We start from the raw sequence: 25,739 nt of genomic DNA on the forward strand, positions 1-25,739 counted from the left end.
GCTTAAATGGCTACTGAGCTAAAAATGGATTAAAGATTTTTTCATGTGAAATAGTGGTATCATGACCATGACCAGGATAAGCAGCATAGTCTTTAGGCAATACCAGAAGTTTCTCACGAATGGATGTCAGCAATTGCTCCATGTTTCCTGTAGGAAGATCCGTTCGTCCGATGCTTTCCCGAAAGAGGGCATCGCCCGTCAAAACAAGGCAGTCATTAGGAAAGACTAGAGAGACACCTCCGATGGAGTGACCAGGTGTTGCAAGCACATAGAAATGAAAGCCTCCAAGGTTGTAGTCTGTCTCGTAGGAGAAAAACTCCTCTGCTGGTCGACAGATAATATCATCCAGATCAGCATGGCGTGCCAGACCAGATAGGTTATCTGTCGGTGTGTAGAGCCAGCTGCTTTCACTCTCAGCCACATAGACAGGTGGGGCAGCATAGTGCTCCCGGACCTTTTCTAAACTCATAATGTGGTCATAATGGGTATGGGTCAAGAGTACAGCAATCACAGGCTTGGCGAGTTCCTCCAGCTTGCGCTCAATCTTTTTCCAGTCACTGCCAGGATCGACGACTAGGAGGCCTTGATCGTTCTCTAAGATATAGGTGTTTTCAAATGCAACAAGGTTGGTAATTTTATGAATCTTCATTTGATTTCCTCGGAAAATGTATTCTGCTATTGAGTGTAACAGAAAAGAGAATTTTTTGCACAGAATTGCTTTCTAGGCTAGGACTGAAAATTTTCAGATGTTTCAGAATGGCTTTTATGATATAATCATAGCAGTATGACACAAAATGATTATAAGTATGCCGTTGTGGACTTGGAGGCTACAGGAACGGGCAGCAGTGCAAAGATTATCCAGATTGGCATTGTTCTGATTGAAAATGGAATCATTACTAAGACTTATGAAACAGATGTCAATCCTCATGAGGAACTGGATGAGCATATCAAAGAGCTGACAGGTTTGGATGATGAGCGGCTTGGCCGAGCCCCGGAGTTTTCTCAGGTAGCAGCGGAGGTATATGAGCTGATTCAGGATGCGATTTTTGTTGCTCATAATGTCAAGTTTGATGCCAATCTACTAGCGGAGGCCCTTTTCTGGGAAGGGTTTGACTTGCTGACACCGCGTGTGGACACGGTAGAGTTGGCTCAGGTCTTCTACCCGACTTTTGATAAATACTCCTTGGGCAATCTTTGCAATTTGCTGGATATTTCTTTAGAAAACGCCCATACTGCGCTGGCAGATGCTCAAGCAACGGCTCAGCTATTTTTAAAAATACAAGACAAAATCAAGAGCCTGCCCAAGGCCTTGCTTGGGAAAATGCTAACTTTGGCGGATAGCATTATCTATGAGTCGCGTCTGGCTATCGAGGAAGTTTATCAGACGATGCCGGATCAGCAAGATAAGGAACTGCAATCCTGCCATGGTATTTTCCTGCGACTTCCCCAAAAGCTGACTTCGGAAAAGAAACTGTCGCAGGATTTCCTGACTAATCTATACTTGCTGGGCTTAGAAGAGCGGCCAGAACAGCTCAAATTTGCTCATTTTATGGAGGAAGCTCTGGACCAGCAGGAGCCTAGTTTTTTAGAGGCGCAGACAGGCTTAGGTAAGACCTTTGGCTACTTGCTGCCTATTCTATCTAGAGTTCAAGAAAAAGTACTAGTGACGGTTCCGACTAAGATTCTGCAGGACCAGCTGTTGCAAAAGGAAGGGAGATTGTTGGAGGAAGTCTTTGGTATTTCTTTTCACAGTCTCAAGAGTCCGGAGAATTATATCAAGCTGGACCATTTCTATCAGACACTGGACAGGGAATATGACAACCGTTTGGTTAATCGCTGCAAGCTGCAACTCTTGGTTTGGCTGACAGAAACTAAAACAGGTGATTTGAACGAAATCGGGCAAGCTCATCGCTTCTCAAGCTACTTCAATGAAATCCGTCATGATGGCAAGCTAAGCAAACATTCTCTTTTTTATGAGGAAGATTTTTGGCGGTTGGGACAGGTCAAGTCAGCTACCAGTCGAGTCGTGATTACCAATCATGCTTATCTACTGACGCGTTTAGAGGATGACCAGTCTTTGCTGGACAATCGTGTTCTGGTAGTTGATGAAGCTCAGAAGATGTTTTTTGCCTTGGAAAGTTTCTCTCAAGCCAGTATAAATCTAACTAAAACGCTGCAGCAGATAAATCATCTCCTTCAGGAAGAAGGGGAGCTTCTGCAGCAGAGGCTCTTGCAAAGCATTCAGTTTGAGCTGGCTGATGCTGCGGAGAAGCATCGCAGGAAAGCATCTGAGCTAAGTCCGGAAAAGATTGCCCGACTGCTTCAGGATGTGTCCGAGTTAAAAACTAGTGCATTGCCTGAACTGCAGCACTTGTTCAGTGGCAAATACCAGTATTATTGGTTGGTTGATGAAGTTTTGGCAGATCATCGCTTGATGACTCTGCATGCTGGTCGTTCAGAATTGCTGCATTTCACAGACTTTTTGCCTGAAAGTGCCAAGGTTATCTTGGTTTCGTCTACTCTGGAAATCAGCTCTAAGGTTAATCTGGCACAGTTGCTAGGCTTTGAATGTTATCACTTTTATAAGCTGAAAAGCAAGAAGAAGCCACTGCAGAAGCTCTTTTTGGATGAAAATTTTCCAGCAGTAGTGGATTTGTCAACTGAGGATTTTGCGCAAGAGATTGTTGCTTGCCTGCAAGAAGTGGCAGAACTTGGTCTGCCTATCGTCGTCCTCTTCACCTCTAAAGACTTGCTTTTGACTGTTTCGGACTTGCTGGCTCTGCCTCATTTGGCCCAATATAAAAATGGCGATGCTGGCAATATCAAGCGGCGTTTTGATAGAGGAGAGGCAGGTATCCTTTTGGGCTCTGGCAGCTTCTGGGAGGGGGCGGATTTTGCTGAGCAAGATCAGATTATTCAGCTAATCACTCGGATTCCATTTGACAATCCCAAGGATTTCTTTGTGCAGAAGATCAACAGCCGCCTGAAAGCGGAAGGGAAGAATGCCTTTTATGATTATCAACTGCCTCTTGCCATCTTACGGCTTAAGCAGGCTATTGGCCGGACCCGGCGCAATGAGCATCAGAAGTCAGCTGTCATTCTTTTGGACAATCGCATTTCTAGTAAACGCTATGGAAAGCAGATTCAGCATCATCTGTCACAATTAGCTTCTTTAGATATTCTGCCAGAGGCAGCCATTATGCAGGAATTACAAGAATTTTTTGACTGAAACTATCTGAAATCAGCTGAGTTTTATTGGCTGATTTTTTAGTTCCATTCAGATTTTTGGGAAAGAATTTGTTATAATGAGAGGCATAAGAAAGAAGGAGTGCTCGTGAAAAAATATTTACCAGGAATTCTGTTATCCTTTGGCATAGCGGCTGTTTCTATCTTTTTAGGCAGTTTGCTTCCCTTGATAGGCTCTAGTGTTTTGGCTATTGTCTTGGGGATTGTTTTGAACAACAGCATGAAGCTGCCGGCTGCTTTTCAGGGAGGACTCAGCTATTCGGGGAAGAAGTTGCTGCAGTATTCCATCATCTTTTTGGGATTTTCCATGTCCATTGGTCAGGTTTCTGAGACAGGGATTTCTTCTCTTCGTATCAGTCTTATCACCATTCTGATAGCCTTTCTGGCGGCTTATCTGGCTGGCCGTTTCTTTAAGATGAACCGTGTCTTGACTATTTTAATCGGTTTTGGAACAGCCATCTGCGGAGGCTCTGCCATTGCGGCTGCTTCACCAATCTTAGACGCTGATGAAGAGGAAATTGCCCTGTCCATCTCCACTATTTTCTTTTTCAATATTTTAGCAGTATTCATTTTCCCTTTTTCAGGGCATTTGCTGCAGATGTCGGATACCTTTTTCGGGACTTGGGCTGGAACAGCCATCAATGATACTTCGTCAGTAGTGGCAGCAGGCTATACATATAGCCCGTCAGCTGGGGACTTGGCGACTATTGTCAAGCTTAGTCGGGCTCTGATGATTGTACCGGCCTGCTTGATCTTCGCAGCTTATCGCTATATCAAGTCTAAGAAGTCGTCACAAAAGACAAACTTGAAACAGATTTTTCCTTGGTTTATAGCTTGGTTTGTCTTAGCTTCACTTATCAGCAGTCTTGGATTTCTGCCGGCTGCTGTCATCCCCTATACAAAATTCATTTCTCAGTGGCTGATGGCTATGGCCTTGGCAGCTATTGGCGCAAAGGTTTCCTTTAAGCAGTTTAAGCAAGCAGGAGCAGCGCCTTTGCTGACTGGTGCTTTCGCTTGGTTTTGCGTCGCTGTTTCTAGCTTGATTATCCAGTATTTTTTCTAAAAAGGAGGGACTATGCCCTATCAAAGACGGACGTTTGAGTCTCGGATTGATTATAGTTTAATTTTGCCCGTTTTGATGTTGCTCTCAATCGGTGTTGTGGCTATTTACATTGCTGTTAGTCATGATTATCCTGACAATGCCTGGCCCATGGTTGGTCAGCAGATTGCCTGGATTGCGGTGGGCTTCTTGCTCAGCTTTATCCTCATGTTTTTTAACACCAAGTTTCTCTGGAAAATTACGCCTTATCTCTATGTTTTTGGTCTTGGCCTCATGGTCTTGCCTCTGATTTTTTACAGTGAATCGCTGGTAGCCTCCACTGGTGCCAAAAACTGGATTGCTATTCGTGGTGTGACCCTCTTTCAGCCCTCGGAGTTTATGAAGATTTCATATATTCTCATGCTGTCGCGGCTGGTGGTTCATTTTCTCCAGCAGCACAAGCAGGATGAGCGAACCCTGGCTTTAGACTTTTTTCTGATCCTGAAGCTTGGGCTCTACACAGTGCCTGTTCTGGTTCTGTTAACCCTTCAGAGTGATTTGGGGACGGCTCTGGTTTTTGTTGCTATATACGGTGGCATCGTTCTACTGTCAGGTGTTTCTTGGAAGATTATTCTGCCGGTCTTTCTGACGGGAGTCCTGCTGTTGGGAGGATTTCTCTTTATCTTTATTTCCGATGGCGGCCGTGCTTTTCTGCATAATCTAGGCATGCCAACCTACCAAATCAATCGGATTTTGGCTTGGCTTCATCCCTTTGACTACGCTCAGACGACCACCTTCCAGCAAGCACAGGGACAAATCGCTGTCGGAAGCGGCGGTCTGACTGGTCAAGGCTTTAATGTTTCGAATCTCTTGGTGCCTGTTCGGGAAAGTGATATGATTTTCACCGTTATTGCAGAAGATTTTGGTTTCTTAGGTTCAACCTTGGTTATCATGCTCTATTTACTGCTGATTTACCGCATGCTCAAGATTACGATTAAATCCAACAACCAGTTTTATACCTATATCTCAACTGGCTTTATCATGATGCTGCTCTTCCATATCTTTGAAAATATTGGAGCGGTGACGGGAATTTTACCTTTGACAGGGATTCCGCTGCCCTTTATCTCACAGGGTGGCTCTTCTATCATCAGTAATCTTATTGGAGTCGGTCTCCTGCTGTCCGTTTCCTATCAGAACAGCCTGACGGATGAAAAGAAGGAGCGAATTCCTGCTGTCCGTAAAAAAGTCGTACTGAAGAAATTAAAATAAAAATAAAGCAAGTTTTTGACTCACAAATCAGATGCTATTTTGTGACTGGCTCATCTCAGAAAGGATATTTTCATGAAAAAAGCAGCTTTACTCTTAGCTCCCGGCTTTGAAGAAATCGAGGCCTTGACAGTTGTGGATGTCTTGCGCCGTGCAGGTCTTGTCTGTCATATGATTGGTTTTGATGAATCAGTGACTGGCTCTCACGCCATCACTGTTCAGGCGGATCAGGTCTGGAAGGGGCGACTGGATGACTACGATATGGTCATTTTGCCAGGTGGGATGCCAGGATCGGCCAATCTTCGTGATGATGACCGCCTGATGCGGCTTTTGCAGGACTTTCAGCAGGAGGACAAATTCATCGCGGCCATTTGTGCCGCTCCCATTGCTCTTGACCGCGCAGGTATCTTGACTGGTAAATATTTCACTTGCTATGATGGTGCGCAAGACAATATTAAAAATGGAACTTACCGTAAAGAAACAGTTCTTGTTGATGGGAAGCTGATTACTAGCCGTGGTCCATCAACTGCCTTGGCTTTTGCCTATGAGCTGGTTCGTCAGCTGGGCGGAGACGCTGACCAGTTGGCTGATGCTATGCTTTATACAGATGTATTTGGAAATTAAAAATAGGCTGGGATTCATAATGTTTCCCAGCTTTTTTGAACCCTTATGACTCTTTGCCGTCCTCTATATGGAACGAGTTTAGAGCTGTTGAAAAGGACGAAACCAGCAGCCATTTTTAAATTTTGGATTCTTTGAGATATTTTGTTTAGAAAAAGGCTTGAAAAAAGTCGGAAAAGTGCTGGATTCGGGCAAATATTAGCCCCTTTTTCATGAAAATTATGGTATAATGAAAGGTATGAATTATCAAGATTACATCTGGGATTTAGGTGGAACACTCTTGAATAATTATGAAACTTCGACAGCAGCTTTTGTTCAAACCTTGAAAGAGTTTGGTCTGCAAGCTGGTCACGACGAAGTTTATAAGGCCCTCAAGGTGTCTACGGACTATGCAGTCCAGCAGTTTGCTCCCCAAGAAAAAGACTTTTTAAAGTTTTATAAGGCCAATGAAGCAGAAGAGTTGACTCACCCTGTCTTATTTGACGGCGCGGCAGACTTGCTTAGGCGGATTGTGGCCAAGGGGGGTCGGAACTTTCTGGTCTCCCACCGGGACAACCAAGTACTGGAAATCTTGGAGAAAACGGCCATTGCATCAGCATTTACAGAAGTGGTGACATCGGCGAATGGCTTTCCGAGGAAACCTTTACCAGATTCCATGCTCTATCTAAAAGACAAGTATCAGATTGCCTCTGGCTTGGTCATTGGTGACCGTCCACTGGATATTGAAGCAGGGCAGGCAGCTGGTTTTGATACCTATCTCTTTGATAATATGCAGCATCTTGAAGAATTTATAGATATTGATTAGAAAAGGAACACTATGACAGAAGAAAAGCAGCAAGATATACAGGCCCAGGAATATGATGCCAGTCAGATTCAGGTCTTAGAAGGCTTAGAAGCCGTTCGTATGCGTCCAGGGATGTATATCGGTTCGACCTCCAAGGAAGGTCTTCACCATTTAGTATGGGAAATTGTTGACAACTCAATTGATGAGGCGCTGGCTGGTTTTGCCAGTCACATTCAAGTCTTTATCGAAAAAGACAATTCCATCACTGTAGTCGATAACGGTCGGGGAATTCCCGTTGATATTCAGGAGAAAACAGGCCGTCCGGCCGTGGAAACTGTCTTTACCGTCCTCCATGCCGGAGGAAAATTCGGTGGTGGCGGATACAAGGTATCAGGAGGTCTGCATGGTGTGGGCTCTTCCGTTGTAAATGCCCTGTCCACTCAACTGGATGTCCGCGTTTATAAAAACGGCCAGATTCATTACCAAGAATACCGTCGCGGTCATGTAGTCGCGGACCTAGAAATCATCGGTGAGACAGACCGTACTGGTACGACAGTTCACTTTACGCCGGATCCAGAGATTTTCACTGAAACAGTAGAATTTGACTTTGAAAAGCTCAATAAGCGGGTACAAGAACTGGCCTTCCTCAATCGTGGTCTCAGAATTTCCATCACCGATAAGCGAGACGGAATGGAGCAGGTCAAGGACTACCACTATGAGGGTGGGATTGCCAGCTATGTCCAATACATCAATGAAAACAAGGATGTAATCTTTGAAACGCCGATTTATACCGACGGCGAAATGGACGACATTACGGTTGAAGTGGCTATGCAGTATACGACTGGCTACCACGAAACAGTCATGAGCTTTGCCAATAACATCCATACCCACGAGGGTGGAACACATGAACAAGGCTTCCGGACAGCCCTGACACGGGTTATCAATGACTATGCCAAGAAAAACAAGCTTCTCAAAGAAAACGAGGACAATCTGACTGGAGAAGATGTGCGTGAGGGACTGACAGCGGTCATCTCTGTCAAGCATCCTAACCCTCAGTTTGAAGGTCAGACCAAGACCAAGCTGGGAAATAGTGAAGTAGTCAAGATTACCAATCGACTTTTTAGCGAAGCTTTCTCAGATTTTCTTTTGGAAAATCCTGCGGTGGCTCGAAAAATCGTTGAAAAAGGAATTTTGGCTTCTAAGGCTAGAATTGCTGCCAAGCGAGCTCGGGAAGTAACCCGTAAGAAGTCTGGCTTGGAAATCTCCAATCTGCCAGGTAAATTGGCTGATTGCTCGTCCAACGACCCGCAGGAAACTGAACTCTTCATCGTGGAGGGGGATTCAGCGGGTGGTTCAGCTAAGTCCGGCCGTAACCGTGAATTTCAGGCCATTCTGCCAATTCGTGGTAAGATTCTCAACGTTGAAAAAGCCAGCATGGACAAGATATTGGCCAATGAAGAAATCCGCAGTCTCTTTACTGCTATGGGAACTGGCTTTGGAGCTGACTTTGATGTCAGCAAGGCCCGCTATCAAAAATTAGTCATCATGACCGATGCCGATGTAGACGGCGCTCACATTCGAACCTTGCTCTTAACCTTGATTTATCGCTATATGAAGCCGGTTCTTGAAGCTGGATTTGTTTATATCGCTCAGCCGCCAATCTATGGTGTCAAGGTCGGAAGTGAAGTCAAAGAATATATCCAGCCAGGTGCTAATCAGGAAGAAGAGCTTCAGGCTGCTTTGGCTCGTTACAGTGAAGGTCGCTCCAAGCCAACCATTCAACGCTACAAGGGGCTCGGAGAGATGGATGACCATCAGCTGTGGGAGACAACTATGAATCCTGAACATCGCTTGATGGCTCGGGTTTCAGTGGATGATGCAGCGGAAGCTGACAAGATTTTTGACATGCTGATGGGGGATCGCGTTGAACCTCGTCGTGAATTTATCGAAGAAAATGCTGTATACAGTACGCTCGACGTCTAAAAAAATCAGAAAAATCAACCATTATGGGCAAAAATATGATATAATCATTATGTTTGCTTTATAGTAACAATGTGAAGGAGTTCTATATGTCTATTGGACTAGTTATTCTCGTTGCTGTGGTAGCTCTGCTTTTGGTTGTCGGCTATGGTACTGCAGTTTTGATGAGAAAGAGAAATGAAGCTTTACTTCAAAATTTGGAGGAGAGAAAAGAAGCACTCTATAATCTCCCTGTAAATGATGAAGTTGAAGAAGTAAAAAATATGCATTTGATTGGGCAGAGTCAGGTAGCCTTCCGTGAGTGGAATCAAAAATGGGTAGACCTGTCCTTAAATTCATTTGCTGATATCGAAAATAATCTATTTGAAGCAGAAGGTTACAATAATTCTTTCCGTTTCATAAAAGCCAAGCATGCCATCGGCAATATTGAGAGTCAGATTGATTTGATTGACGAAGATATCAAGATGATTCGTGTAGCCTTGGAAGATCTTAAAGAGCAAGAGTCTAAGAACAGCGGCCGTGTGCTTCATGCCTTGGATTTGTTTGAAAAACTGCAAACCCAGGTGGCGGAGAATGCAGACTCGTATGGGCAAGCCCTAGCTGAGATTGAAAAACAGCTGGAAAATATCCAGTCAGAGTTTTCTCAATTTGTGACCCTTAATTCTTCAGGTGACCCGGTTGAAGCAGCTGAAATCTTGGACAAGGCTGAGGATCATATTCTTGCTTTGATACATATCGTTGAGAAAGTTCCTGCCATTGTCGAAGAGTTGACTGTGAAATTGCCAGATCAGTTGGAAGACTTAGAATCTGGTCACCGTAAGCTCTTGGAATCTGGTTATCACTTTATCGAAACAGATATAGAGTCTCGCTTCCAGCAGCTTCATGCAAGCCTCAAACGCAATGAAGCCAACATTTCAGCCCTAGAGCTGGATAATGCTGAGTATGAAAATGAGCAGGCGCAAGAAGAGATTAACGCTCTCTATGAAATTTTTACGCGGGAAATTGAAGCCCACAAAGTAGTGGAGAAGCTGATTAAAAACTTGCCTAGCTATCTGGCTCATACAAAGGAAAACAACCAGCAACTCCAAAAAGAGATAGAACGTTTATCTCAAACCTTCCTTATCTCTGATACAGAGACTTCTCATGTCAAGGAGTTGCAGGCTGAACTTTCTGCCCAGGAAGATGTGGTTCTTAGCGCGGTAGAAGATTCTTCTGAAACCAAGCAAGCTTATTCAGTGGTTCAGGAAGAGTTGGAAGCTATCCAAGAGCGTTTGAAAGAAATCGAAGATGAGCAGATTTCTCTTGGTGAAGCACTTGCAGAGATTGAAAAAGATGATGCCAACGCTCGCCAGAAGGTCAATATCTATGCTAACAAATTGCATACCATTAAGAGATATATGGAAAAACGCAATTTGCCAGGGATTCCAGACTCTTTCTTAGAAATTTTCTTCTCAACCAGCAACAATATTGAAGAGTTGGTAAAGGAATTGGAAGCTACACGAGTCAATATCGAATCAGTTAACCGTTGGCTGGAAATTCTAGGGAATGATATGGAGCAATTGGAAGAAGAAACCTATCGTATCGTCCAAGATGCTACCTTGACTGAGCAGCTGCTGCAGTATTCAAACCGCTATCGTTCCTTTGATGATAATGTACAGGCGGCCTTCAACAAGTCCTTGTATGTCTTTGAACATGACTACGACTATGCTCAATCTTTGGAAATCATTTCAAAAGCTTTGGATCTTGTCGAGCCAGGCGTGACAGAGCGTTTTGTGACATCCTACGAAAAAACACGCGAGAATATTCGTTTTTAAAAGAAGTTCCTTCGGGAACTTTTTTCTTTTACAAAGAGAACGCTAGAGAACAGTCAGTAACAAGGATTCTGAGACTTCAATTTTTCCCAGCTTGTTTTGAAATAGAATTTCCTGTATAATACAAAAAAATAGAAAGAATGAGGTCAGACAATGAAAACAGTCAAAGGCTTGTTAGTCATGGATGTAGACAGCACCTTAATCATGGAAGAGGGGATTGACCTGCTAGGAGAGGAGGCGGGTGTAGGAGCTCAAGTTGCGGCTATTACAGAGCGCGCCATGCGAGGAGAGTTGGACTTTGAAGCTGCTTTACGTGAGCGTGTTGCACTTTTAAAAGGTCTGCCAGAGGACATTTTTACTCGAATTGCTGAAAGGATCCACTTCACTCCGGGAGCCGAGGAACTGGTCGATGAGCTGCATAAACGTGGTTATAAAGTAGGCTTGGTGTCAGGTGGTTTTCATGAGACGGTAGACAGACTGGCTGAGCAGCTTGGAATTGACTATGTCAAGGCAAATCGTTTGGAAATCCAGCAGTGCCTTTTGACAGGCCAAGTCTTAGGAGAGATTGTCACTAAGGATACCAAGCTCGCTATGCTAAAAGCATGGGCGGCTGAAAATAAGTTGGAATTAAATCAAACGATTGCTATGGGAGACGGCGCCAATGATCTGCCTATGATTCAGGCAGCAGGAATAGGAATTGCCTTTATGGCCAAGCCGATCGTGCGAGAGCAGGCTCCTTACCAGATTCAAGAATGCAATCTCTATCGGGTCATTGATCTTTTAGACAATAGAAAAGCATAGGAGAGTAATATGCATATTCTAATTGCACCGGATTCTTTCAAGAAAAGTTTGTCAGCGGCTCAGGTTGCTCAAGCTCTGCAGACAGGATTTTCTCAGGTCTTGCCAGATGCCAGTTTTGACTTGCTGCCGGTTGGTGACGGGGGCGAGGGGACAATGGCTGCGCTGACAGCAGCCTTGGGCTGGGCTGTATTTCATCACACTGTGACCGGACCCTTTGGCCAGCCGGTAAAAATGCCTTACGCTAGAAATGGTCAGCAAGCGCTTTTTGAAATGGCTGATTTGGTCGGACTTGCCTCTATTCCTCAGGAAAAACGAAATCCCTTGGCCATAGAGACCAAAGGATTGGGAGAATTAATTTTGCGCCTGGCTGAAGACGGTGTCAGAAAGATTTTAGTTGGTGTTGGAGGTTCGGCCAGCAATGACGGTGGAATTGGACTTGCAGCGGGCCTAGGATATGAATTTTTCGATGCGGATAATCATAGACTGCGCCCAATTGGATCGTCTTTGGGAAAGGTCGCTCGAATATCAGCAGAGCAGGTTCCTGCTTTCTTGAAAGAAGTTGAGATTGAGATTTTGACGGATGTTGACAATCCTCTCTGCGGAGAGCGCGGTGCGACAACTGTTTTCGGAGGTCAGAAAGGTCTATCTCCCTTATTATTTTCTCAAGTGGATCAAGCTATGGCTGATTTCTATCAGCTGGTCGATCCTCAGGTGATTGATATGGATGGAACTGGAGCCGGAGGCGGAATGGCTGCAGGACTGGTCGCTTTTGCTGGAGGAAAAATCGTTTCGGGTATCGAAACCTGTTTAGATTTACTGGATTTTGATGACAGAGTTAAAAAAGCGGACTTGGTCGTCGTTGGCGAAGGACGGATGGACCGTCAGTCTTTGGCGGGTAAGGCACCAATCGGGGTCGCAAGACGAACACCAGAAGGCATCCCTGTACTGGCGATTTGCGGCAGTCTGGCAGATGATTTACCGGATTTCCCAGTTGAGAATATCCAGGCAGCTTTTCCGATTATTGCACGAGCAGATAGTTTGGATAGGATGCTAGAGCAGGCGGAGCAAAATTTGATTCGCACAGCCAGAAATATTGGCAATGTACTAAAAATGAAAAAAAGCGGTTAGTCCGCTTTTTTTAGTAGATATTCAATTTCTTTGACAATCATGCCCTTTTCAAAGAAGAAGATGTCACAAGACAGGTCACCAAAGTCATTTTCTAAAATGGTCACAATCCGATTCTGGTCGGGACTAAGCTGATAATAAGTGCAACGAAACTGGACGGGGTTGTTATGGTAGACTTTTTGAATTTTAGTCAGGTAGTCAGCTTTACCTTTGATAATTTCGATTGTGTCACCCTCTAATTCCCAACTAACATAATCAGAAAGAAAGGTCTGATAGGTTTGCCAATCACGTTGATTTTCTGCTTTAAAGAAGGCAAAAAGTTTTTCTAAATTTGTCATCCTATCCAAACCATTTTTTCCAGAGGGAGCGCTTTTCTTTTGCAGGGATTTCTGCTGGCTGAAGGAGCCCAGCAAACTGTTGGAACATGTCCTTGTCACCTACTTGGACAAGATGGTCGCTATGGACAATCAGGCCAAAAGGAGAAGACTGGTAATCGCTTGAGACGATAGTGGCCTCGCAGCCCAGCTCCTTAGAGGTTTTTAGATAAAAGATTTGATTGCCTGACTCGACTTCTGGGGAAATTTTGACAATTGCCGGTTGATAGTTTTTCATGATGCTGCTGAGCATTTCCTTGAAATGACTGCGAATGAGGGTCTCATTGGCTTGCTCAATAGAGCAGGAGGCCAGCACTCGCTCCTCAAAAGTCCCTAAAAATCTACGCTGTTCATCAGGATTGAGCTTGACTCCGCCCTGAGCTTTTTCCATGATTACTTTATTAATATCAGTCATACTAAAATTGTACCATAAAAGGAGGAATTCTAAAAGCTCGAATGTCTGTTCTGATTTGCTGGAAAAGCATTTATATAGTAAATTTGGAATCGTTTTCTTGTGCAAAATTTCTCAAATTTGCTTAGATTCTCTATTTTTCCTTGAAAAAAAAGCGTTTTTGAGGTATCATAGACTAGTAAATAATTTTAAATAATAAGGAGAGTAAGAAATGTCAATTATTACTGATGTTTACGCTCGCGAAGTCCTAGACTCACGCGGTAACCCAACACTTGAAGTAGAAGTTTATACTGAATCAGGTGCTTTCGGACGTGGTATGGTTCCTTCAGGAGCTTCTACAGGTGAACACGAAGCAGTTGAACTTCGTGATGGCGACAAATCTCGTTACGGTGGTCTTGGTACACAAAAAGCAGTTGATAATGTAAACAACGTTATCGCTGAAGCTATTATCGGTTACGATGTTCGTGACCAACAAGCTATCGACCGTGCAATGATCGCTTTGGACGGTACTCCTAACAAAGGTAAATTGGGTGCGAACGCAATCCTTGGTGTGTCTATTGCTGTAGCGCGTGCTGCTGCTGACTACCTTGAAGTGCCACTTTACAGCTACCTTGGCGGATTCAACACTAAAGTTCTTCCAACTCCAATGATGAACATCATCAACGGTGGATCTCACTCAGATGCTCCAATCGCATTCCAAGAGTTCATGATCTTGCCAGTTGGTGCTCCAACATTCAAAGAAGCTCTTCGTTACGGTGCTGAAATCTTCCACGCTCTTAAGAAAATCCTTAAATCTCGTGGTTTGGAAACTGCCGTTGGTGACGAAGGTGGATTCGCTCCTCGCTTTGAAGGAACTGAAGATGGTGTAGAAACTATCATCGCTGCTATCGAAGCTGCTGGTTATGTTCCAGGTAAAGATGTATTTATCGGATTTGACTGTGCATCATCAGAATTCTACGATAAAGAACGTAAAGTATACGACTACACTAAATTTGAAGGTGAAGGCGCTGCTGTTCGTACATCTGCAGAACAAATCGACTACCTTGAAGAGTTGGTTAACAAATACCCAATCATCACTATCGAAGATGGTATGGATGAAAATGACTGGGATGGTTGGAAAGCTCTTACTGAACGTCTTGGTAAGAAAGTACAACTTGTTGGTGACGACTTCTTCGTAACAAACACTGACTACCTTGCACGTGGTATCAAAGAAGGTGCTGCTAACTCAATTCTTATCAAAGTTAACCAAATCGGTACTCTTACAGAAACTTTTGAAGCGATTGAAATGGCTAAAGAAGCTGGTTACACTGCAGTTGTATCACACCGTTCAGGTGAAACTGAAGATTCAACAATCGCTGACATCGCAGTTGCAACTAATGCAGGTCAAATCAAGACTGGTTCACTTTCACGTACAGACCGTATTGCTAAATACAACCAATTGCTTCGTATCGAAGATCAACTTGGTGAAGTTGCTCAATACAAAGGTCTTCAAGCTTTCTATAACTTGAAAAAATAATTCATTCAGATTGAATGAAGTAAAAATCCCTCAAGCTTGACTTGAGGGATTTTTCAATAAAGTAAAGGGAGATTCGGGAGATGTTTTATTTTTTTCTATATATTCTAAGTAGGGAATGGCCAGCTCTTATTCTCTTAGCTGTTGGATTGCTTATATCTTATTGGTTGAAGTCGTGGTGTTTGGCACTTTTGGCAGTCCTTGTATTCTTTTTGGCCACCAGTATATTGTGGCGACCTCAGTTGAGTCCGTGGCTTGCTTTTCTCTTTTTATTCCTCGCTTTCTATTTATTGATTAAAAGATACAAATGGGTTCTTTATCCTGCTCTTGCTTTAGGCTTGTTGCTGTTGGCAGTTTCTCCTATAATTGGCTATCTTTTTACAGTTTATGTTCCAGTAAGCCATTATGCCTATCTAGAGGAGAAAGGACAGACGGTAGTGGTTCGAGAAGACTATTATGGAGCTTATTTTGGCGATAGTAATATAGAGATTACAACTTATGTAGATGGGCAGCTTACATCATCAAAGGTAAAACGGTATGATAATGTCCCTATGAATAAGTTTTATAAAGAGAAAGATGTTAACTTAGATGCTTTTCTTGATCAACCCCTAACAAGCAAACGATTAGAGGAGTTAAAAGGTTTTATTAAGGAGAGGGAGCGTCAAGAACCGTAGTTTACCAAGAAGTTGTTTTGATAGACCTATTGGGAATTTTCCTTGCCCGAATCGATAAAAAGTAGTATGATAAGACACAGATTATGAGGAGAAAGAAATGAAAGACTTTCACTTTGATGCGATTTCAGCATTTGAAAACTATGAGATTGAAAAGATGAAGGACGGTCAGGTTATTGTCACGACAGAAGTCGTTCAGTCTTCTTTGAACTATTATGGTAACGCTCACGGAGGTTATCTGTTTACTCTCTGTGATCAGATTTCTGGTTTAGTCTTGATTTCTCAAGATTTAGATGGGGTGACGCTTCAGTCTTCTATCAACTATATGCGAGCGGGACATCTGGGTGATAAATTAATCATTTCAGGAAACTGTGTCCACCCAGGGCGTAAAACACGAGTTGTAGATGTTACTATTACGAATCAAGATAAAGAAAATGTATGCAAGGCAACATTTACCATGTTTGTAACTGGTCAGAGAAAAGAAGCTAGCAAAATTAATATTTAGTTTAAAAGGCCTGATTTCTAACTGGAAACGGAGTTTTAAGTTTTTAAAATATGATAACCAGTATCTGAAATCGTGCACATAAAAAGCATCGCTCAAAGAGGATGCTTTTTATGTTTGTGACTTTCAGTCTGTCTCGCTCCGTTAGGTGCGAGACAAATAAACCACCCGCTATGCGGGTGCGCATCGAAGGTTATACCAAAAAAACTCCAAACGCGATACAATAAAGGTGTTCAAGCCAATTGTGAAGCGAAAGGAGAAAAATATGGCGCAAAAGGCACATAGTCCATCACACACAAAGTGGATGTGTTCTATCACATTGTGTTTACACCTAAGTATAGGTGAATCTTATCTATAATCATATCGAAACAGTTTGGGTGAAATATTTCACCCATTATGTAGTTATAAAGGTGTTGAAATTATCGAGGGTCACTTGATGCCGGATCATGTACATATGTTAGTAAGTATTCCACCAAGGATAAGTGTTTCTAGTTTCATGGGGTATTTAAAAGGGAAAAGTGCACTCATGATGTTTGACAAACACGCTAATCTCAAGTATAAGTTTGGGAACCGACATTTCTGAGCGGAAGGTTATTACGTGATTACAGTTGGACTTAATGAAGCCACAATTAAGAAATATATTCAAGAGCAGGAAAAACATGATATAGCGTTGGATAAATTGAGTGTAAAAGAATATGAGGATCCCTTTAGGGATAGTGGTAAGTAATGCAAACACCTCTTTGAGAGAATTGTGACGAGTCAAGAGCAATGAGGCTTGAACAAAGTGAAAGCCAGCGTCTTTAGGCGCTGGCTGGTAATGTGGGCTTATAGCCCTGGAACAAACCACCCGTTAGACGGGTGGTTATGATGTGTAAAGATATAACAATGGATATTTTTTGATTTAGGAACCACCCTAGTTGATGAGAGGGAGCTTTATCATCTTTTCCTAGAAAATTGCCTAGAAGTACTGTGTGGGGCTGGTCATACTCTTTCCCTTGAAAAATTTGAGGACAAGATGACGGTTTTTATTTCGGAAAATAAAATTAAGAGTTCCCTGTGTTTCCTTGTGACTAGTTGCTTGAAAAAGTGAGTGATTTATTGAAGATTTTATAGCTTTCTTGTATCAAAATCAGTCTTTTATGGTATACTAGCAAAGTGGAAGGAGGAGTACAATGGAAGAATTATTAAATCAGGTCTTACTATCACAGGATAGTGAAGTTTTCAATCAGATATTTGATGATTACTATCCCATTGATATTGCTCTTTCTTTGGAAGCCTTGGAGGATGAGGAAGGGAATCTTCTCAAAACCTTTACGGAAATGGCTAGTGATGATCAATTGGTAGAGATTTTAAAAGAAGCCGAGCCGGAGTTGCAACGAAAGATTATCCAATCGATTTCTTTCAAACGTACCAGCACTCTTTTTCATCTTATGCCAGATGATGATGTGGTAGATATTTTGGGTTACTTGAGTGTGGACTTGCGTAAGCAATACTTAAGTATGATGAAAAATACCAGTCAAGAGAATTTGAAAGCTATGTTGGCTTACGATCCTCAGACAGCTGGTGGTCTGATGACGACAGAATTCATTACCTTAAATGAAAATCTGACCGTCTCAGCAACTCTCAATAAATTGAGGGAGATTTCGCCCAATACGGAAGTTATTGATACCTTATTTATTAGAAATGTGCATCATTCGCTAGTTGGCTGGATTGATATCCGTGATTTGTTTATTCATGGTGCGGAGATGAAACTCAGTGAATTTATGAATACTCAGATAGTGAGTGTAACGCCAGAGGTTGACCAAGAGGAAGTGGCGCAGCTTTCTGCCAAATATAATTTATCTGTCGTACCGGTCGTCAATCATCGGCAGGTATTGTTAGGAATCATCACTATTGACGATATCGTCGATGTTTTGCAAGAAGAGTATCAAGAAGATATCTTGCGGATGGGTGGTGTCCAAGAAAGTGAAGAAATTGGAGGACCTTTCAAAGAATCACTCAAGAAACGCTTACCTTGGTTGATGATTAACCTAGTGACAGCCTTTCTAGCTTCTGCGACAGTGGCACTTTTTGATGATACGATTTCAAAAGTTGTAGCATTAGCAGCGATTAGTCCTATTATCACAGGAATGGGCGGAAATTCTGCCTCTCAGACACTTGCTTTAGTTATCCAGGGAATTGCCTTGGGGAAACTGGATCTGAAAGAAGATCGGAATTTAGTATTCAAAGAAATCGTGCTAGCTTTGGTTAATGGTTTCTTTACTGGCTTGATTGCAGCTATTGTCATGTTTATCTTCTATCAAAATTTCTATCTGTCTGTTATTGTGGTATTGGCTATGATGATCAATCTAGCATGTGGTGCTCTATTTGGTTACTTTGTACCGTTGATTATCAAGACCCTGCATCAGGATCCGGCTCTAGCCTCGACCATTTTCATTACCACAGCAACAGATGTGTTAGGTTATCTAGCTTTTCTAGGCTTAGCACAAATTTTCTTACCATTGATTATATAAAAAATGATACACAAAAAACGCTTGATTTTTCAAGCGTTTTTTTGTTTTCTTAATTGTCGAACAAACCTTTAACTTTATCAATAGCACCGCTGGCTATTTCATTTCCAGCTACTAATTTTTTAGCTTGATCAAGGTATTCACCGAGTTTGTCTTTGTTTTCTTCGATAAACTTTTTAGCGCCATCAAAGTCTTTCTTTTCAATCATTTCTTTTACTTGGTTAAATAAATCTACTGGATTCATGGTTGTTGCTCCTTGGTAATTTTTTATACTATTTAATCAAATTTCTAATAGAAAGACAAGAATTCTGCTTATTTAAAGGTCACACAAACAGCTTCGGGAACGTAGAAATCGTGGGAGATTTCTGTTAATTTTCCACTCTCTGCATCGCGTTTGAAAATAGTTGCATTATCAGAGTCTTGATGGACGGCGATGATATGGTTTTGATCTGGTGTGATGTTGAAATCCCGCGGATTTTGACCATTGGTAGGTACAATCTGGATTAACTCCAAGCTGCCGTCAGCTAAGATTTTGTAAACGGCAAGAGAGTCATGACCACGGTTGGAACCGTAGAGGAACTTGCCGTCAGCAGACAGACGGATAGCAGCTGTTCCGTTTGCACCTTCAAAGTCCTCTGGCAAGGTGGAGACGGTTTGCAGGTGTTCAAAATGGCCGACTCCATCGTAAATCAGGACTTCAATAGTAGAATTAAGCTCACAGATTAAATAGGCGATTTTATAATGATGGTGGAAAACGATATGGCGGGCACCAGCTCCAGCGGCACACTTGTAGGTATCCAGAGGAGCGATCTTTCCATCTTCAGTAACATCATAAGTGGTGACTTCATCAGTTCCCAAGTCGCAGGTAATCAGGTATTGATCTGGTGTAAGGTCAGCATAGTGGACATGAGCAGACGCTTGGTTAGCATGTGGTCCTTGACCTTGATGGCTTGCTGAGTCAGCCAGTTCCAGTTTGCCATTAGCTAGGCGTCTGTAGACCAAGACTTGTCCCTTATGATAATTGGCACCGTAAACCAAGTCGCGTTCTTCGTCAACTGCCACATAGCAGAGCGGAGCTCCTTCTTCAACGACATGGTTGAGGAGCTGACCTGCCTGGTCAAAGGCTGCAATCCCCCCCTGTCCGTCCTTTGCTCCAACAGAATAGAGATGCCCAGCCTTATCAAAGGCTAGGTAGGTTGGACTGGGCTCTTCAGCAAGCAAGGTCAAGTTTTCTAAAGTTCCTTTGTTAGAATTAAAATCTGCTTTGTAAATTCCCTTGGAATCTCTGCGAGTATAGGTTCCAAAGTAAACTGTTTGTGTCATGACATTACCTCGTATATATTTAGATTGCTTGCTACTATTATATCATAAAAGCAGAAGATAGGGCTTAGAGCCGAGGATTTGCCTGATTTTTAAAAGAATAGTATTGGTTTTGAAAAAACAGATAAAAAACAGATAGTGGGTAGGAAGGGGATAGATGGCTTTGTTAGAATAGAATTGTTCAAAAAAACAATTACTGTCAGGAAACAACAAAGTTCCTGCTTGCTAAAACAAAGGAGAAATCAAATGAACGTTAAAAAAATTGCTATGCTAGTTGCTCTTATCGGAATGTCAGGATTCTTTTTAGCCGCATGCGGAAATAAAGAAGCAGATAACTCAGAAATTAAGGATGGAAAACAAGTGGACTTCCAGAAGGATGCTGTTGACAAGAAGACCAAGACAGTCGATGGCAAAGAAGTCACAGAATACACAATGCCGGATGGAAATGTTATCCAAATCCCAGCAGATGGTGAGGAAATTCCAGAAGATGGATCAGGATCTAGCTCAGAAGCTGAATAAAGATTAAAACACGTAGGTTGGAGGCAATATGTTTCGAAGAAAAAAAATGAATCGTAAGACCATTCTATTGGGCAGCACGGTCATTCTTGCTTGTGCTGGGCTGGGAGGCTATCTGTATTTTAGACAGATCAATCAACAACAAGCCATGAAGATGGCAGATAAGACGATTGATTCGCTGACAGTCCAAGAAGCTGTCAATAACAGCAAAAAAACAAGCCTGATTTTATCTGGGGAAGTAGTTGCCAACAATAGCAGTAAGGTCAAGATTGACCCTTCTAAAGGGGAAGTCAAGGAAGTATTTGTCAAAAATGGTGATACCGTTACACAAGGACAGCCACTCTTTTCCTATGCGACAGAGCAGCAATTGACAGCCCAGTCGGCTCAATATGATGCCCAGTCCAAGGCAAATGGCATTACAGCTGCTCAAAACAGCGCTGCCATTAAATGGGAAACCTATAATCGCAAGTTGGCCAGCTTAAACTCACTCAAGGACAAATACAATTCCAGTCAGGATGAGTCACTGCTGGAGCAGATTAAGTCTGCTGAAGACGAGCTGGCTCAAGCTTTGAGCGATGCCAAGACTGCGGATAGCGAAGTAACGACAGCTCAGATTGAGGCTGAAAAGGCTCAGGTGACAGCCCAGACAGAATCAGACCGGATGAAGTATGATACTGTGACTGCCGATACAGCAGGAACAATTACCTCTATGAATGAAGATTTGCCTAATCAGTCCAAGGCCAAAAAAGAAGAAGAAAACTTTATAGAGATTATGGACAAGTCCAAAACTCTGGTCAAAGGTACTGTCAGTGAATTTGACCGTGAAAAGCTGAGTGTCGGTCAGAAAGTGGAAGTGGTGGATCGCAAAGATCCTAAGAAACGCTGGAGTGGTACGGTAACTCAGGTCGGCAGCCTGACAGCAGAAAATACTTCCAATAATAATGGTGGGAATAAGCAACAGGAAAATCCCAACCAAGGTAAGTATCCTTATACCGTAGAGCTGGATCAAGGTGGTGAAATGCCGTTGGTGGGTTCCCATTCCTATGTCAACATCGTGGAGAATGCTCCCGAGGCAGGAAAGGTAGTTGTCAATAAGGCTTATACTTTCAATAAAAATGGCAAGACCTATGTCTGGAAGGTAGAAGGCAAGACTCTGAAATTGCAGGAAGTTAAGACCAAGAAAGTTTCTGACCGTTTGGTAGAGATTACAGAAGGTCTGACTATGCAGGATACCATTTCAACGCCAAGAGCAGGTATGGAAGAAGGGATGGAGGTAGGACAGCATGTTAAAGCTTAAGGATATCCACAAATCTTATCAGCAGGGCAGTCAGGAATTTCCAATTTTAAAAGGAATTGATCTGCATGTGAAAGAGGGGGATTTTCTAGCTATCATGGGACCGTCTGGATCCGGTAAGTCCACTCTGATGAACATTATCGGCTGTCTGGATAAGGCAAGTTCAGGGACTTATCATATTGAAGGGACCGATGTGTCTGAGCTGTCCGACAATCAGCTGTCCGATCTGCGCAATCAGAAGATTGGCTTCGTTTTTCAAAATTTTAACCTCATGCCCAAGCTGACGGCCTGCCAAAATGTGGAACTGCCTCTGACTTACATGAAAATTCCTAAAAAAGAGAGACGGGAGCGAGCTCTGGAAATGTTGCGGTTGGTTGGACTGGAAGAAAGAAGTGATTTCAAGCCTATGGAGCTGTCCGGTGGTCAGAAGCAGCGGGTAGCCATTGCGCGAGCCTTGGTAACCAATCCCAGTTTCATCCTTGGTGACGAACCAACGGGAGCCCTGGATACCAAGACCAGTGTGCAGATTATGGATCTTTTCAAGCAGTTTAATGATGAGGGCAAGACTATTGTCATCATTACCCATGAGCCGGAAGTAGCCCAACTCTGCAAGCAGACGGTTATCCTGCGGGACGGCAATATAGAGAGCAAAGCGATAGGATAGAAAGGAAGCTGTATGGAAGATATTTTTGTAGCTCTAAATTCAATCTTGTCGCATAAAATGCGCTCTATGCTGACCATGTTGGGGATTATCATCGGGATAGGCGCTATCATCGCTATCTTTTCTATCATTGAGGGAAATACGGAAAATACCAAGCGTCAGCTCATCGGTGGCAACAATAACACAATCAAGGTCGTTTATGACAAGAAAAGCGCCATCGATCCAACCATTCCAGAGAAATCTCAAGCTCAGAAACCTTCTTATATTCCCTTTATGGGAGAGGATGTGTTGAGCAAGATTAAGGAAATCTCTGGGGTCAAGAATGCTCTGCTGACCTATGGTACAGATGAGAAGATTTACTACCTGAGCCAAAAGTCATCTGGGAAGATTCAGGCTGTTTCGCAGACAGCCGCTGACATCAAGCAGCAACGTCTGCTAGAAGGTGAAGGGTTTGACTCAGAAGCTTTTAAAAATCAAGAGCAGGTGACCTATCTGGAAAAGTCCCTTTATGACAGTCTATTTCCAAAGGGAGATGGTATCGGCAAGTATGTGGAAGTCTTGGGAAATCCCTTTAAGGTCATTGGTGTGTTTGAGTCGACTGAGCAGAGTGGCTTAACAGCTGGTGCGGAAAAGGTGGCCTATATTCCCCTGCAGCAGTGGCATCGGATTTTTGATACCATTAATGTCAGTCCAGAAGTGACTGTCCAAACCCACAAGGCCGATGATTTGAAGAAGGTTGCCAAGAAGGTCAGTGATTATCTCAATCAGCAAATACCACCGTCAGACTATATGTTTGGTGTGCTCAACCTGCAGGAATTTGAACGGCAGCTGGATAATCTCAACAAATCTAACTTCGTCTTGCTAGCAGGTATTGCCAGCATCTCCCTTCTAGTCGGAGGTATCGGTGTTATGAATATCATGCTGGTTTCAGTGACAGAGCGGACTCGTGAAATCGGGATTAAAAAGGCTCTGGGAGCTCGGCGGAAGATTATTCTCAAGCAATTCCTGATTGAAGCAGTTATCCTGACTCTGATGGGAGGAATTATTGGCGTGGTGGCTGGTATCGCCTCTGGCTTTGCCATCACCCAGTCTCTAGCCTATCCATATATTTTATCCCTCTTTTCTGTCTTTGTAAGTTTGCTCTTTTGTTGTATAATAGGAGTAGTATTTGGGCTCCTGCCAGCTGTAAAAGCATCTAAGCTGGATCCAATCGAAGCCCTGCGATTTGAATAGGTAAAGGAGAAAAATCTAAGTATGCACAAGATTCTAGTGGTGGAAGATGATACGACGATTAATCAAGTGATTTGCGAGTTTTTAAAGGAAAGTCAGTATGAGGTGAGACCAGTCTTTGACGGAGGCGATGCCTTGCAGGCTTTTGAAGAAGAACCCTTCGATCTAGTCATCTTAGATATGATGCTGCCGACCAAGAGCGGTCTGGAAGTACTGAAGGAAATCCGCAAGACCTCTCAGATTCCGGTCATGATTTTGACAGCTCTGGATGACGAGTATACCCAGCTGGTCAGCTTTAATCACCTCATCAGTGATTATGTAACCAAGCCTTTTTCACCGCTAATCTTGGTCAAACGGATTGAGAATATTCTGCGCAGAAATACGGTTGCTTCAGAGATTGCTGTTGGCGACCTGACGGTTTCTATTGATGACTGCACGGTTTACTGGCAGGGTGAGAAAATGCCTCTGACCAAGAAAGAATATGAAATCTTGCAGACTCTGGCTAAGAGGAAGGGTCACTTGGTGACCCGAGATCAGCTGATGAATACCATTTGGGGCTACAGCGAGCTGGATAGTCGGGTACTGGATAATCATATCAAGAATATCCGCAAAAAGATTCCTGGTGTGCCGCTGAAAACCATTACGGGTATGGGTTATCAGCTTGGAGGAGAAGACAAGTGAAAATTGTCAAAAAGAACTTTCTCTTGACCTCGTCCATCATTTTCGTGGTGGTGACTATCGTTCTAGCCAGTCTTTACTTTGCCATGCCTGTGTATTATCAGCAGGTTAAGAGTGGAGAAGCTCAGCGGGAATTTGACCAAGTTTCCAAGCAGGTTAAGGGAAAGTCCAGTCAGCAAATCGGCGAGCTGTTGAGTGATTATAGTAAAAAGAGCAATCTGATTTGGTTTACCTTGCTGGCGAAAGACAATACGATTCTCTATCCTTCACTCGAAGCTGGCGATGAAAGTTCTCTGCAGCTGACCATCGTTCCAACAATTGCCAACAGCGACTATGAGAGCAAGAGTTTATCAGAAAGCTTTCGAACTTCAGATGGTAAAGAAGTTGTCCTGAGAGGGGAATATTCCTTACAACCGGTTTCTGATGCTAGTCGGATTTTGCTTAATCTCTATCCATTTGTCTTGCTTGTATCTCTGAGTCTGGGTGGTCTGGCTGCCTATCTCTACAGCCGGACTTCCAGTCAACGTATCAAAGCCATCTCTAAGAGCACCCGTCAAATGACGAGTCTGGCTCCAGATGTGACCTGTCAGGTCAAGGGGCGTGATGAGATTGCCGAACTGGCCCAAGATATCAATCATCTCTATGCTAATCTGCTGACCAGTATCGAGGCCTTGCGCCTAGAAAATGAAAAAGTAGCAGAAAGCGAGCGTGAGAAAGCTGAGTTTTTGCGGATGACATCGCATGAGCTCAAGACGCCCATTACCAGCATGATGGGGATGGTCGATGGTATGATTTATGGAGTAGGAGAGTTCAAGGATCGAGACAAGTACTTGCAGAAGTGCCGAGAAATCCTAGAGGAGCAGTCGGAGTTAGTCCAGTCTATCTTAGCCATTTCTAAACTGGAGATGAAGACTGAAACCGAACAGGAAGTCTTTTCACTCAAGCAGGTCTTGGAGGAAAATCTGAGCACCTATCGAGTTTTAGCAGATGTCAGACACTACCATTTTCAAGTTGAGCTGGCTGAAGCGAAGGTCAAGGGGAACCGCACCTATCTGCTCAAGGCTATCAAAAATCTTCTGGACAATGCCTTTCATTATACAGTAGAAGGTGGACAGATTCTACTTAGGCTGGAAGAGCATAAGCTAGTCATCGAAAATGAAGCGGAACGAGTCTTAAACAAAGAGCAAATTCAGCAGATTTTTCAGCCTTTCTACCGGCCAGACTACAGTCGCAATCGCAAGGATGGCGGAACTGGTCTGGGACTCTTTATCGTTCAGCAAATTTTGGACAAGCATGGTCTGCGATATCAGTTTGAAGCCCTTGATGGGCAGAAGATGCGCTTTAGCATTTCTCTGCCCGCTGTCTAGAAATAGCCTTGCGTTCTA

General features: G+C 43.2%; 24 protein-coding genes and 1 pseudogene. 20 read left to right on the forward strand and 5 right to left on the reverse strand.

Annotated features, from left to right (window positions below):
• Positions 1–10: 10 nt before the first annotated feature.
• Positions 11–649: an MBL fold metallo-hydrolase gene (locus tag K4I03_RS08815; RefSeq protein WP_011836765.1), complete on the reverse strand. Its 639-nt coding sequence runs from the start codon at positions 647–649 to the stop codon at positions 11–13.
• A gap of 135 nt (positions 650–784) precedes the next feature.
• Here K4I03_RS08815 and K4I03_RS08820 point away from each other — a divergent pair, with 135 nt between their 5' ends.
• The 9 genes from K4I03_RS08820 to K4I03_RS08860 all read left to right on the forward strand — a co-directional run bounded on the left by K4I03_RS08820 (position 785) and on the right by K4I03_RS08860 (position 12,676).
• Positions 785–3,229 carry a bifunctional DnaQ family exonuclease/ATP-dependent helicase gene (locus K4I03_RS08820; RefSeq protein WP_227964768.1) on the forward strand — a complete coding sequence of 815 codons (2,445 nt, stop codon included), beginning with the start codon at positions 785–787 and terminating at the stop codon, positions 3,227–3,229.
• Between the two features lie 99 nt (positions 3,230–3,328).
• Positions 3,329–4,309 (forward strand): YeiH family protein, encoded by a 981-nt coding sequence (locus K4I03_RS08825; RefSeq protein ID WP_227964770.1) that lies wholly within the window; start codon positions 3,329–3,331, stop codon positions 4,307–4,309.
• Positions 4,310–4,321: 12 nt separating this feature from the next.
• Positions 4,322–5,554, forward strand: a complete 1,233-nt coding sequence (locus K4I03_RS08830) for an FtsW/RodA/SpoVE family cell cycle protein (RefSeq protein WP_002895877.1) — start codon at positions 4,322–4,324, stop codon at positions 5,552–5,554.
• Positions 5,555–5,626: 72 nt separating this feature from the next.
• Complete coding sequence (locus tag K4I03_RS08835) at positions 5,627–6,175, forward strand: DJ-1 family glyoxalase III (RefSeq protein ID WP_227964773.1); 549 nt, start codon at positions 5,627–5,629, stop codon at positions 6,173–6,175.
• Between the two features lie 235 nt (positions 6,176–6,410).
• Complete coding sequence (locus K4I03_RS08840; RefSeq protein WP_321573166.1) at positions 6,411–6,977, forward strand: HAD-IA family hydrolase; 567 nt, start codon at positions 6,411–6,413, stop codon at positions 6,975–6,977.
• Positions 6,978–6,989: 12 nt separating this feature from the next.
• Positions 6,990–8,939 (forward strand): DNA topoisomerase (ATP-hydrolyzing) subunit B, encoded by a 1,950-nt coding sequence (gyrB, locus tag K4I03_RS08845; protein WP_002895870.1) that lies wholly within the window; start codon positions 6,990–6,992, stop codon positions 8,937–8,939.
• Positions 8,940–9,025: 86 nt separating this feature from the next.
• Positions 9,026–10,750, forward strand: coding sequence for a septation ring formation regulator EzrA (gene ezrA, locus K4I03_RS08850; protein ID WP_227964778.1), 1,725 nt, complete (start codon positions 9,026–9,028; stop codon positions 10,748–10,750).
• A 150-nt stretch (positions 10,751–10,900) separates the two neighbouring features.
• Complete coding sequence (gene serB / locus K4I03_RS08855; RefSeq protein WP_227964779.1) at positions 10,901–11,548, forward strand: phosphoserine phosphatase SerB; 648 nt, start codon at positions 10,901–10,903, stop codon at positions 11,546–11,548.
• A gap of 9 nt (positions 11,549–11,557) precedes the next feature.
• A complete protein-coding gene (locus K4I03_RS08860) occupies positions 11,558–12,676 on the forward strand; it encodes a glycerate kinase (protein WP_227964782.1) in 1,119 nt (372 codons plus the stop codon).
• On the opposite strand, the gene K4I03_RS08865 is transcribed toward K4I03_RS08860, so the two are convergent.
• Together K4I03_RS08865 and K4I03_RS08870 are read right to left on the reverse strand one after the other, a co-directional pair.
• Complete coding sequence (locus K4I03_RS08865) at positions 12,673–13,011, reverse strand: nuclear transport factor 2 family protein (protein ID WP_227964784.1); 339 nt, start codon at positions 13,009–13,011, stop codon at positions 12,673–12,675. The genes K4I03_RS08860 and K4I03_RS08865 overlap by 4 nt on opposite strands.
• 1 nt (position 13,012) lies before the next feature.
• A complete protein-coding gene (locus K4I03_RS08870; protein ID WP_002917423.1) occupies positions 13,013–13,462 on the reverse strand; it encodes a YueI family protein in 450 nt (149 codons plus the stop codon).
• 208 nt (positions 13,463–13,670) lie between these two features.
• Between K4I03_RS08870 and eno the strand changes: the two genes are divergently transcribed.
• The 5 genes and pseudogenes from eno (at position 13,671) to mgtE (ending at position 18,658) form a co-directional block, all read left to right on the forward strand.
• Positions 13,671–14,975 carry a surface-displayed alpha-enolase gene (eno, locus tag K4I03_RS08875; protein WP_002897814.1) on the forward strand — a complete coding sequence of 435 codons (1,305 nt, stop codon included), beginning with the start codon at positions 13,671–13,673 and terminating at the stop codon, positions 14,973–14,975.
• Positions 14,976–15,055: 80 nt separating this feature from the next.
• Positions 15,056–15,646, forward strand: a complete 591-nt coding sequence (locus K4I03_RS08880) for a hypothetical protein (protein ID WP_227964787.1) — start codon at positions 15,056–15,058, stop codon at positions 15,644–15,646.
• A gap of 97 nt (positions 15,647–15,743) precedes the next feature.
• Positions 15,744–16,148 carry a PaaI family thioesterase gene (locus tag K4I03_RS08885; RefSeq protein WP_002904243.1) on the forward strand — a complete coding sequence of 135 codons (405 nt, stop codon included), beginning with the start codon at positions 15,744–15,746 and terminating at the stop codon, positions 16,146–16,148.
• Between the two features lie 262 nt (positions 16,149–16,410).
• Positions 16,411–16,872 (forward strand): annotated as a pseudogene (gene tnpA, locus K4I03_RS08890) (IS200/IS605 family transposase).
• Between the two features lie 445 nt (positions 16,873–17,317).
• Complete coding sequence (gene mgtE, locus K4I03_RS08895; RefSeq protein ID WP_227964790.1) at positions 17,318–18,658, forward strand: magnesium transporter; 1,341 nt, start codon at positions 17,318–17,320, stop codon at positions 18,656–18,658.
• Positions 18,659–18,707: 49 nt separating this feature from the next.
• Here mgtE and K4I03_RS08900 read toward each other — a convergent pair whose 3' ends face one another.
• Positions 18,708–18,899 carry a hypothetical protein gene (locus tag K4I03_RS08900; protein WP_223314544.1) on the reverse strand — a complete coding sequence of 64 codons (192 nt, stop codon included), beginning with the start codon at positions 18,897–18,899 and terminating at the stop codon, positions 18,708–18,710.
• A gap of 68 nt (positions 18,900–18,967) precedes the next feature.
• Positions 18,968–19,978 carry a lactonase family protein gene (locus K4I03_RS08905; RefSeq protein WP_227964792.1) on the reverse strand — a complete coding sequence of 337 codons (1,011 nt, stop codon included), beginning with the start codon at positions 19,976–19,978 and terminating at the stop codon, positions 18,968–18,970.
• Between the two features lie 243 nt (positions 19,979–20,221).
• Here K4I03_RS08905 and K4I03_RS08910 point away from each other — a divergent pair, with 243 nt between their 5' ends.
• The 6 genes from K4I03_RS08910 (at position 20,222) to K4I03_RS08935 (ending at position 25,721) form a co-directional block, all read left to right on the forward strand.
• Positions 20,222–20,494 (forward strand): YgdI/YgdR family lipoprotein, encoded by a 273-nt coding sequence (locus K4I03_RS08910; protein WP_002895853.1) that lies wholly within the window; start codon positions 20,222–20,224, stop codon positions 20,492–20,494.
• 28 nt (positions 20,495–20,522) lie between these two features.
• Positions 20,523–21,788: an efflux RND transporter periplasmic adaptor subunit gene (locus tag K4I03_RS08915; protein ID WP_227964795.1), complete on the forward strand. Its 1,266-nt coding sequence runs from the start codon at positions 20,523–20,525 to the stop codon at positions 21,786–21,788.
• Entirely contained in the window at positions 21,775–22,449 is a 675-nt protein-coding gene (locus K4I03_RS08920; protein WP_002895848.1) for an ABC transporter ATP-binding protein, read from the forward strand. The genes K4I03_RS08915 and K4I03_RS08920 overlap by 14 nt, the downstream gene beginning before the upstream one ends.
• A 75-nt stretch (positions 22,450–22,524) precedes the next feature.
• Positions 22,525–23,679 (forward strand): ABC transporter permease, encoded by a 1,155-nt coding sequence (locus K4I03_RS08925; protein WP_408643076.1) that lies wholly within the window; start codon positions 22,525–22,527, stop codon positions 23,677–23,679.
• Positions 23,680–23,700: 21 nt separating this feature from the next.
• Positions 23,701–24,357: a response regulator transcription factor gene (locus tag K4I03_RS08930; RefSeq protein WP_002897805.1), complete on the forward strand. Its 657-nt coding sequence runs from the start codon at positions 23,701–23,703 to the stop codon at positions 24,355–24,357.
• Positions 24,354–25,721 (forward strand): HAMP domain-containing sensor histidine kinase, encoded by a 1,368-nt coding sequence (locus K4I03_RS08935; protein WP_227964801.1) that lies wholly within the window; start codon positions 24,354–24,356, stop codon positions 25,719–25,721. Before K4I03_RS08930 ends, K4I03_RS08935 begins: the two co-directional genes overlap by 4 nt.
• The last annotated feature ends 18 nt before the right edge of the window (positions 25,722–25,739 follow it).

The sequence above is a fragment of the Streptococcus sanguinis genome, from assembly GCF_020729725.1.
GTDB classification, from domain to species: domain Bacteria; phylum Bacillota; class Bacilli; order Lactobacillales; family Streptococcaceae; genus Streptococcus; species Streptococcus sanguinis_V.

What these genes read in the sequence shown, in the direction of transcription:
- K4I03_RS08815 (WP_011836765.1), bottom strand. Translation starts at nt 649, where the DNA reads ATGAAGATTCATAAAATTACCAACCTTGTTGCATTTGAAAACACCTAT.
- K4I03_RS08820 (WP_227964768.1), top strand. Translation starts at nt 785, where the DNA reads ATGACACAAAATGATTATAAGTATGCCGTTGTGGACTTGGAGGCTACA.
- K4I03_RS08830 (WP_002895877.1), top strand. Translation starts at nt 4,322, where the DNA reads ATGCCCTATCAAAGACGGACGTTTGAGTCTCGGATTGATTATAGTTTA.
- K4I03_RS08835 (WP_227964773.1), top strand. Translation starts at nt 5,627, where the DNA reads ATGAAAAAAGCAGCTTTACTCTTAGCTCCCGGCTTTGAAGAAATCGAG.
- K4I03_RS08840 (WP_321573166.1), top strand. Translation starts at nt 6,411, where the DNA reads ATGAATTATCAAGATTACATCTGGGATTTAGGTGGAACACTCTTGAAT.
- gyrB (WP_002895870.1), top strand. Translation starts at nt 6,990, where the DNA reads ATGACAGAAGAAAAGCAGCAAGATATACAGGCCCAGGAATATGATGCC.
- ezrA (WP_227964778.1), top strand. Translation starts at nt 9,026, where the DNA reads ATGTCTATTGGACTAGTTATTCTCGTTGCTGTGGTAGCTCTGCTTTTG.
- serB (WP_227964779.1), top strand. Translation starts at nt 10,901, where the DNA reads ATGAAAACAGTCAAAGGCTTGTTAGTCATGGATGTAGACAGCACCTTA.
- K4I03_RS08860 (WP_227964782.1), top strand. Translation starts at nt 11,558, where the DNA reads ATGCATATTCTAATTGCACCGGATTCTTTCAAGAAAAGTTTGTCAGCG.
- K4I03_RS08865 (WP_227964784.1), bottom strand. Translation starts at nt 13,011, where the DNA reads ATGACAAATTTAGAAAAACTTTTTGCCTTCTTTAAAGCAGAAAATCAA.
- K4I03_RS08870 (WP_002917423.1), bottom strand. Translation starts at nt 13,462, where the DNA reads ATGACTGATATTAATAAAGTAATCATGGAAAAAGCTCAGGGCGGAGTC.
- eno (WP_002897814.1), top strand. Translation starts at nt 13,671, where the DNA reads ATGTCAATTATTACTGATGTTTACGCTCGCGAAGTCCTAGACTCACGC.
- K4I03_RS08880 (WP_227964787.1), top strand. Translation starts at nt 15,056, where the DNA reads ATGTTTTATTTTTTTCTATATATTCTAAGTAGGGAATGGCCAGCTCTT.
- K4I03_RS08885 (WP_002904243.1), top strand. Translation starts at nt 15,744, where the DNA reads ATGAAAGACTTTCACTTTGATGCGATTTCAGCATTTGAAAACTATGAG.
- mgtE (WP_227964790.1), top strand. Translation starts at nt 17,318, where the DNA reads ATGGAAGAATTATTAAATCAGGTCTTACTATCACAGGATAGTGAAGTT.
- K4I03_RS08900 (WP_223314544.1), bottom strand. Translation starts at nt 18,899, where the DNA reads ATGAATCCAGTAGATTTATTTAACCAAGTAAAAGAAATGATTGAAAAG.
- K4I03_RS08905 (WP_227964792.1), bottom strand. Translation starts at nt 19,978, where the DNA reads ATGACACAAACAGTTTACTTTGGAACCTATACTCGCAGAGATTCCAAG.
- K4I03_RS08910 (WP_002895853.1), top strand. Translation starts at nt 20,222, where the DNA reads ATGAACGTTAAAAAAATTGCTATGCTAGTTGCTCTTATCGGAATGTCA.
- K4I03_RS08915 (WP_227964795.1), top strand. Translation starts at nt 20,523, where the DNA reads ATGTTTCGAAGAAAAAAAATGAATCGTAAGACCATTCTATTGGGCAGC.
- K4I03_RS08920 (WP_002895848.1), top strand. Translation starts at nt 21,775, where the DNA reads ATGTTAAAGCTTAAGGATATCCACAAATCTTATCAGCAGGGCAGTCAG.
- K4I03_RS08925 (WP_408643076.1), top strand. Translation starts at nt 22,525, where the DNA reads ATGTTGGGGATTATCATCGGGATAGGCGCTATCATCGCTATCTTTTCT.
- K4I03_RS08930 (WP_002897805.1), top strand. Translation starts at nt 23,701, where the DNA reads ATGCACAAGATTCTAGTGGTGGAAGATGATACGACGATTAATCAAGTG.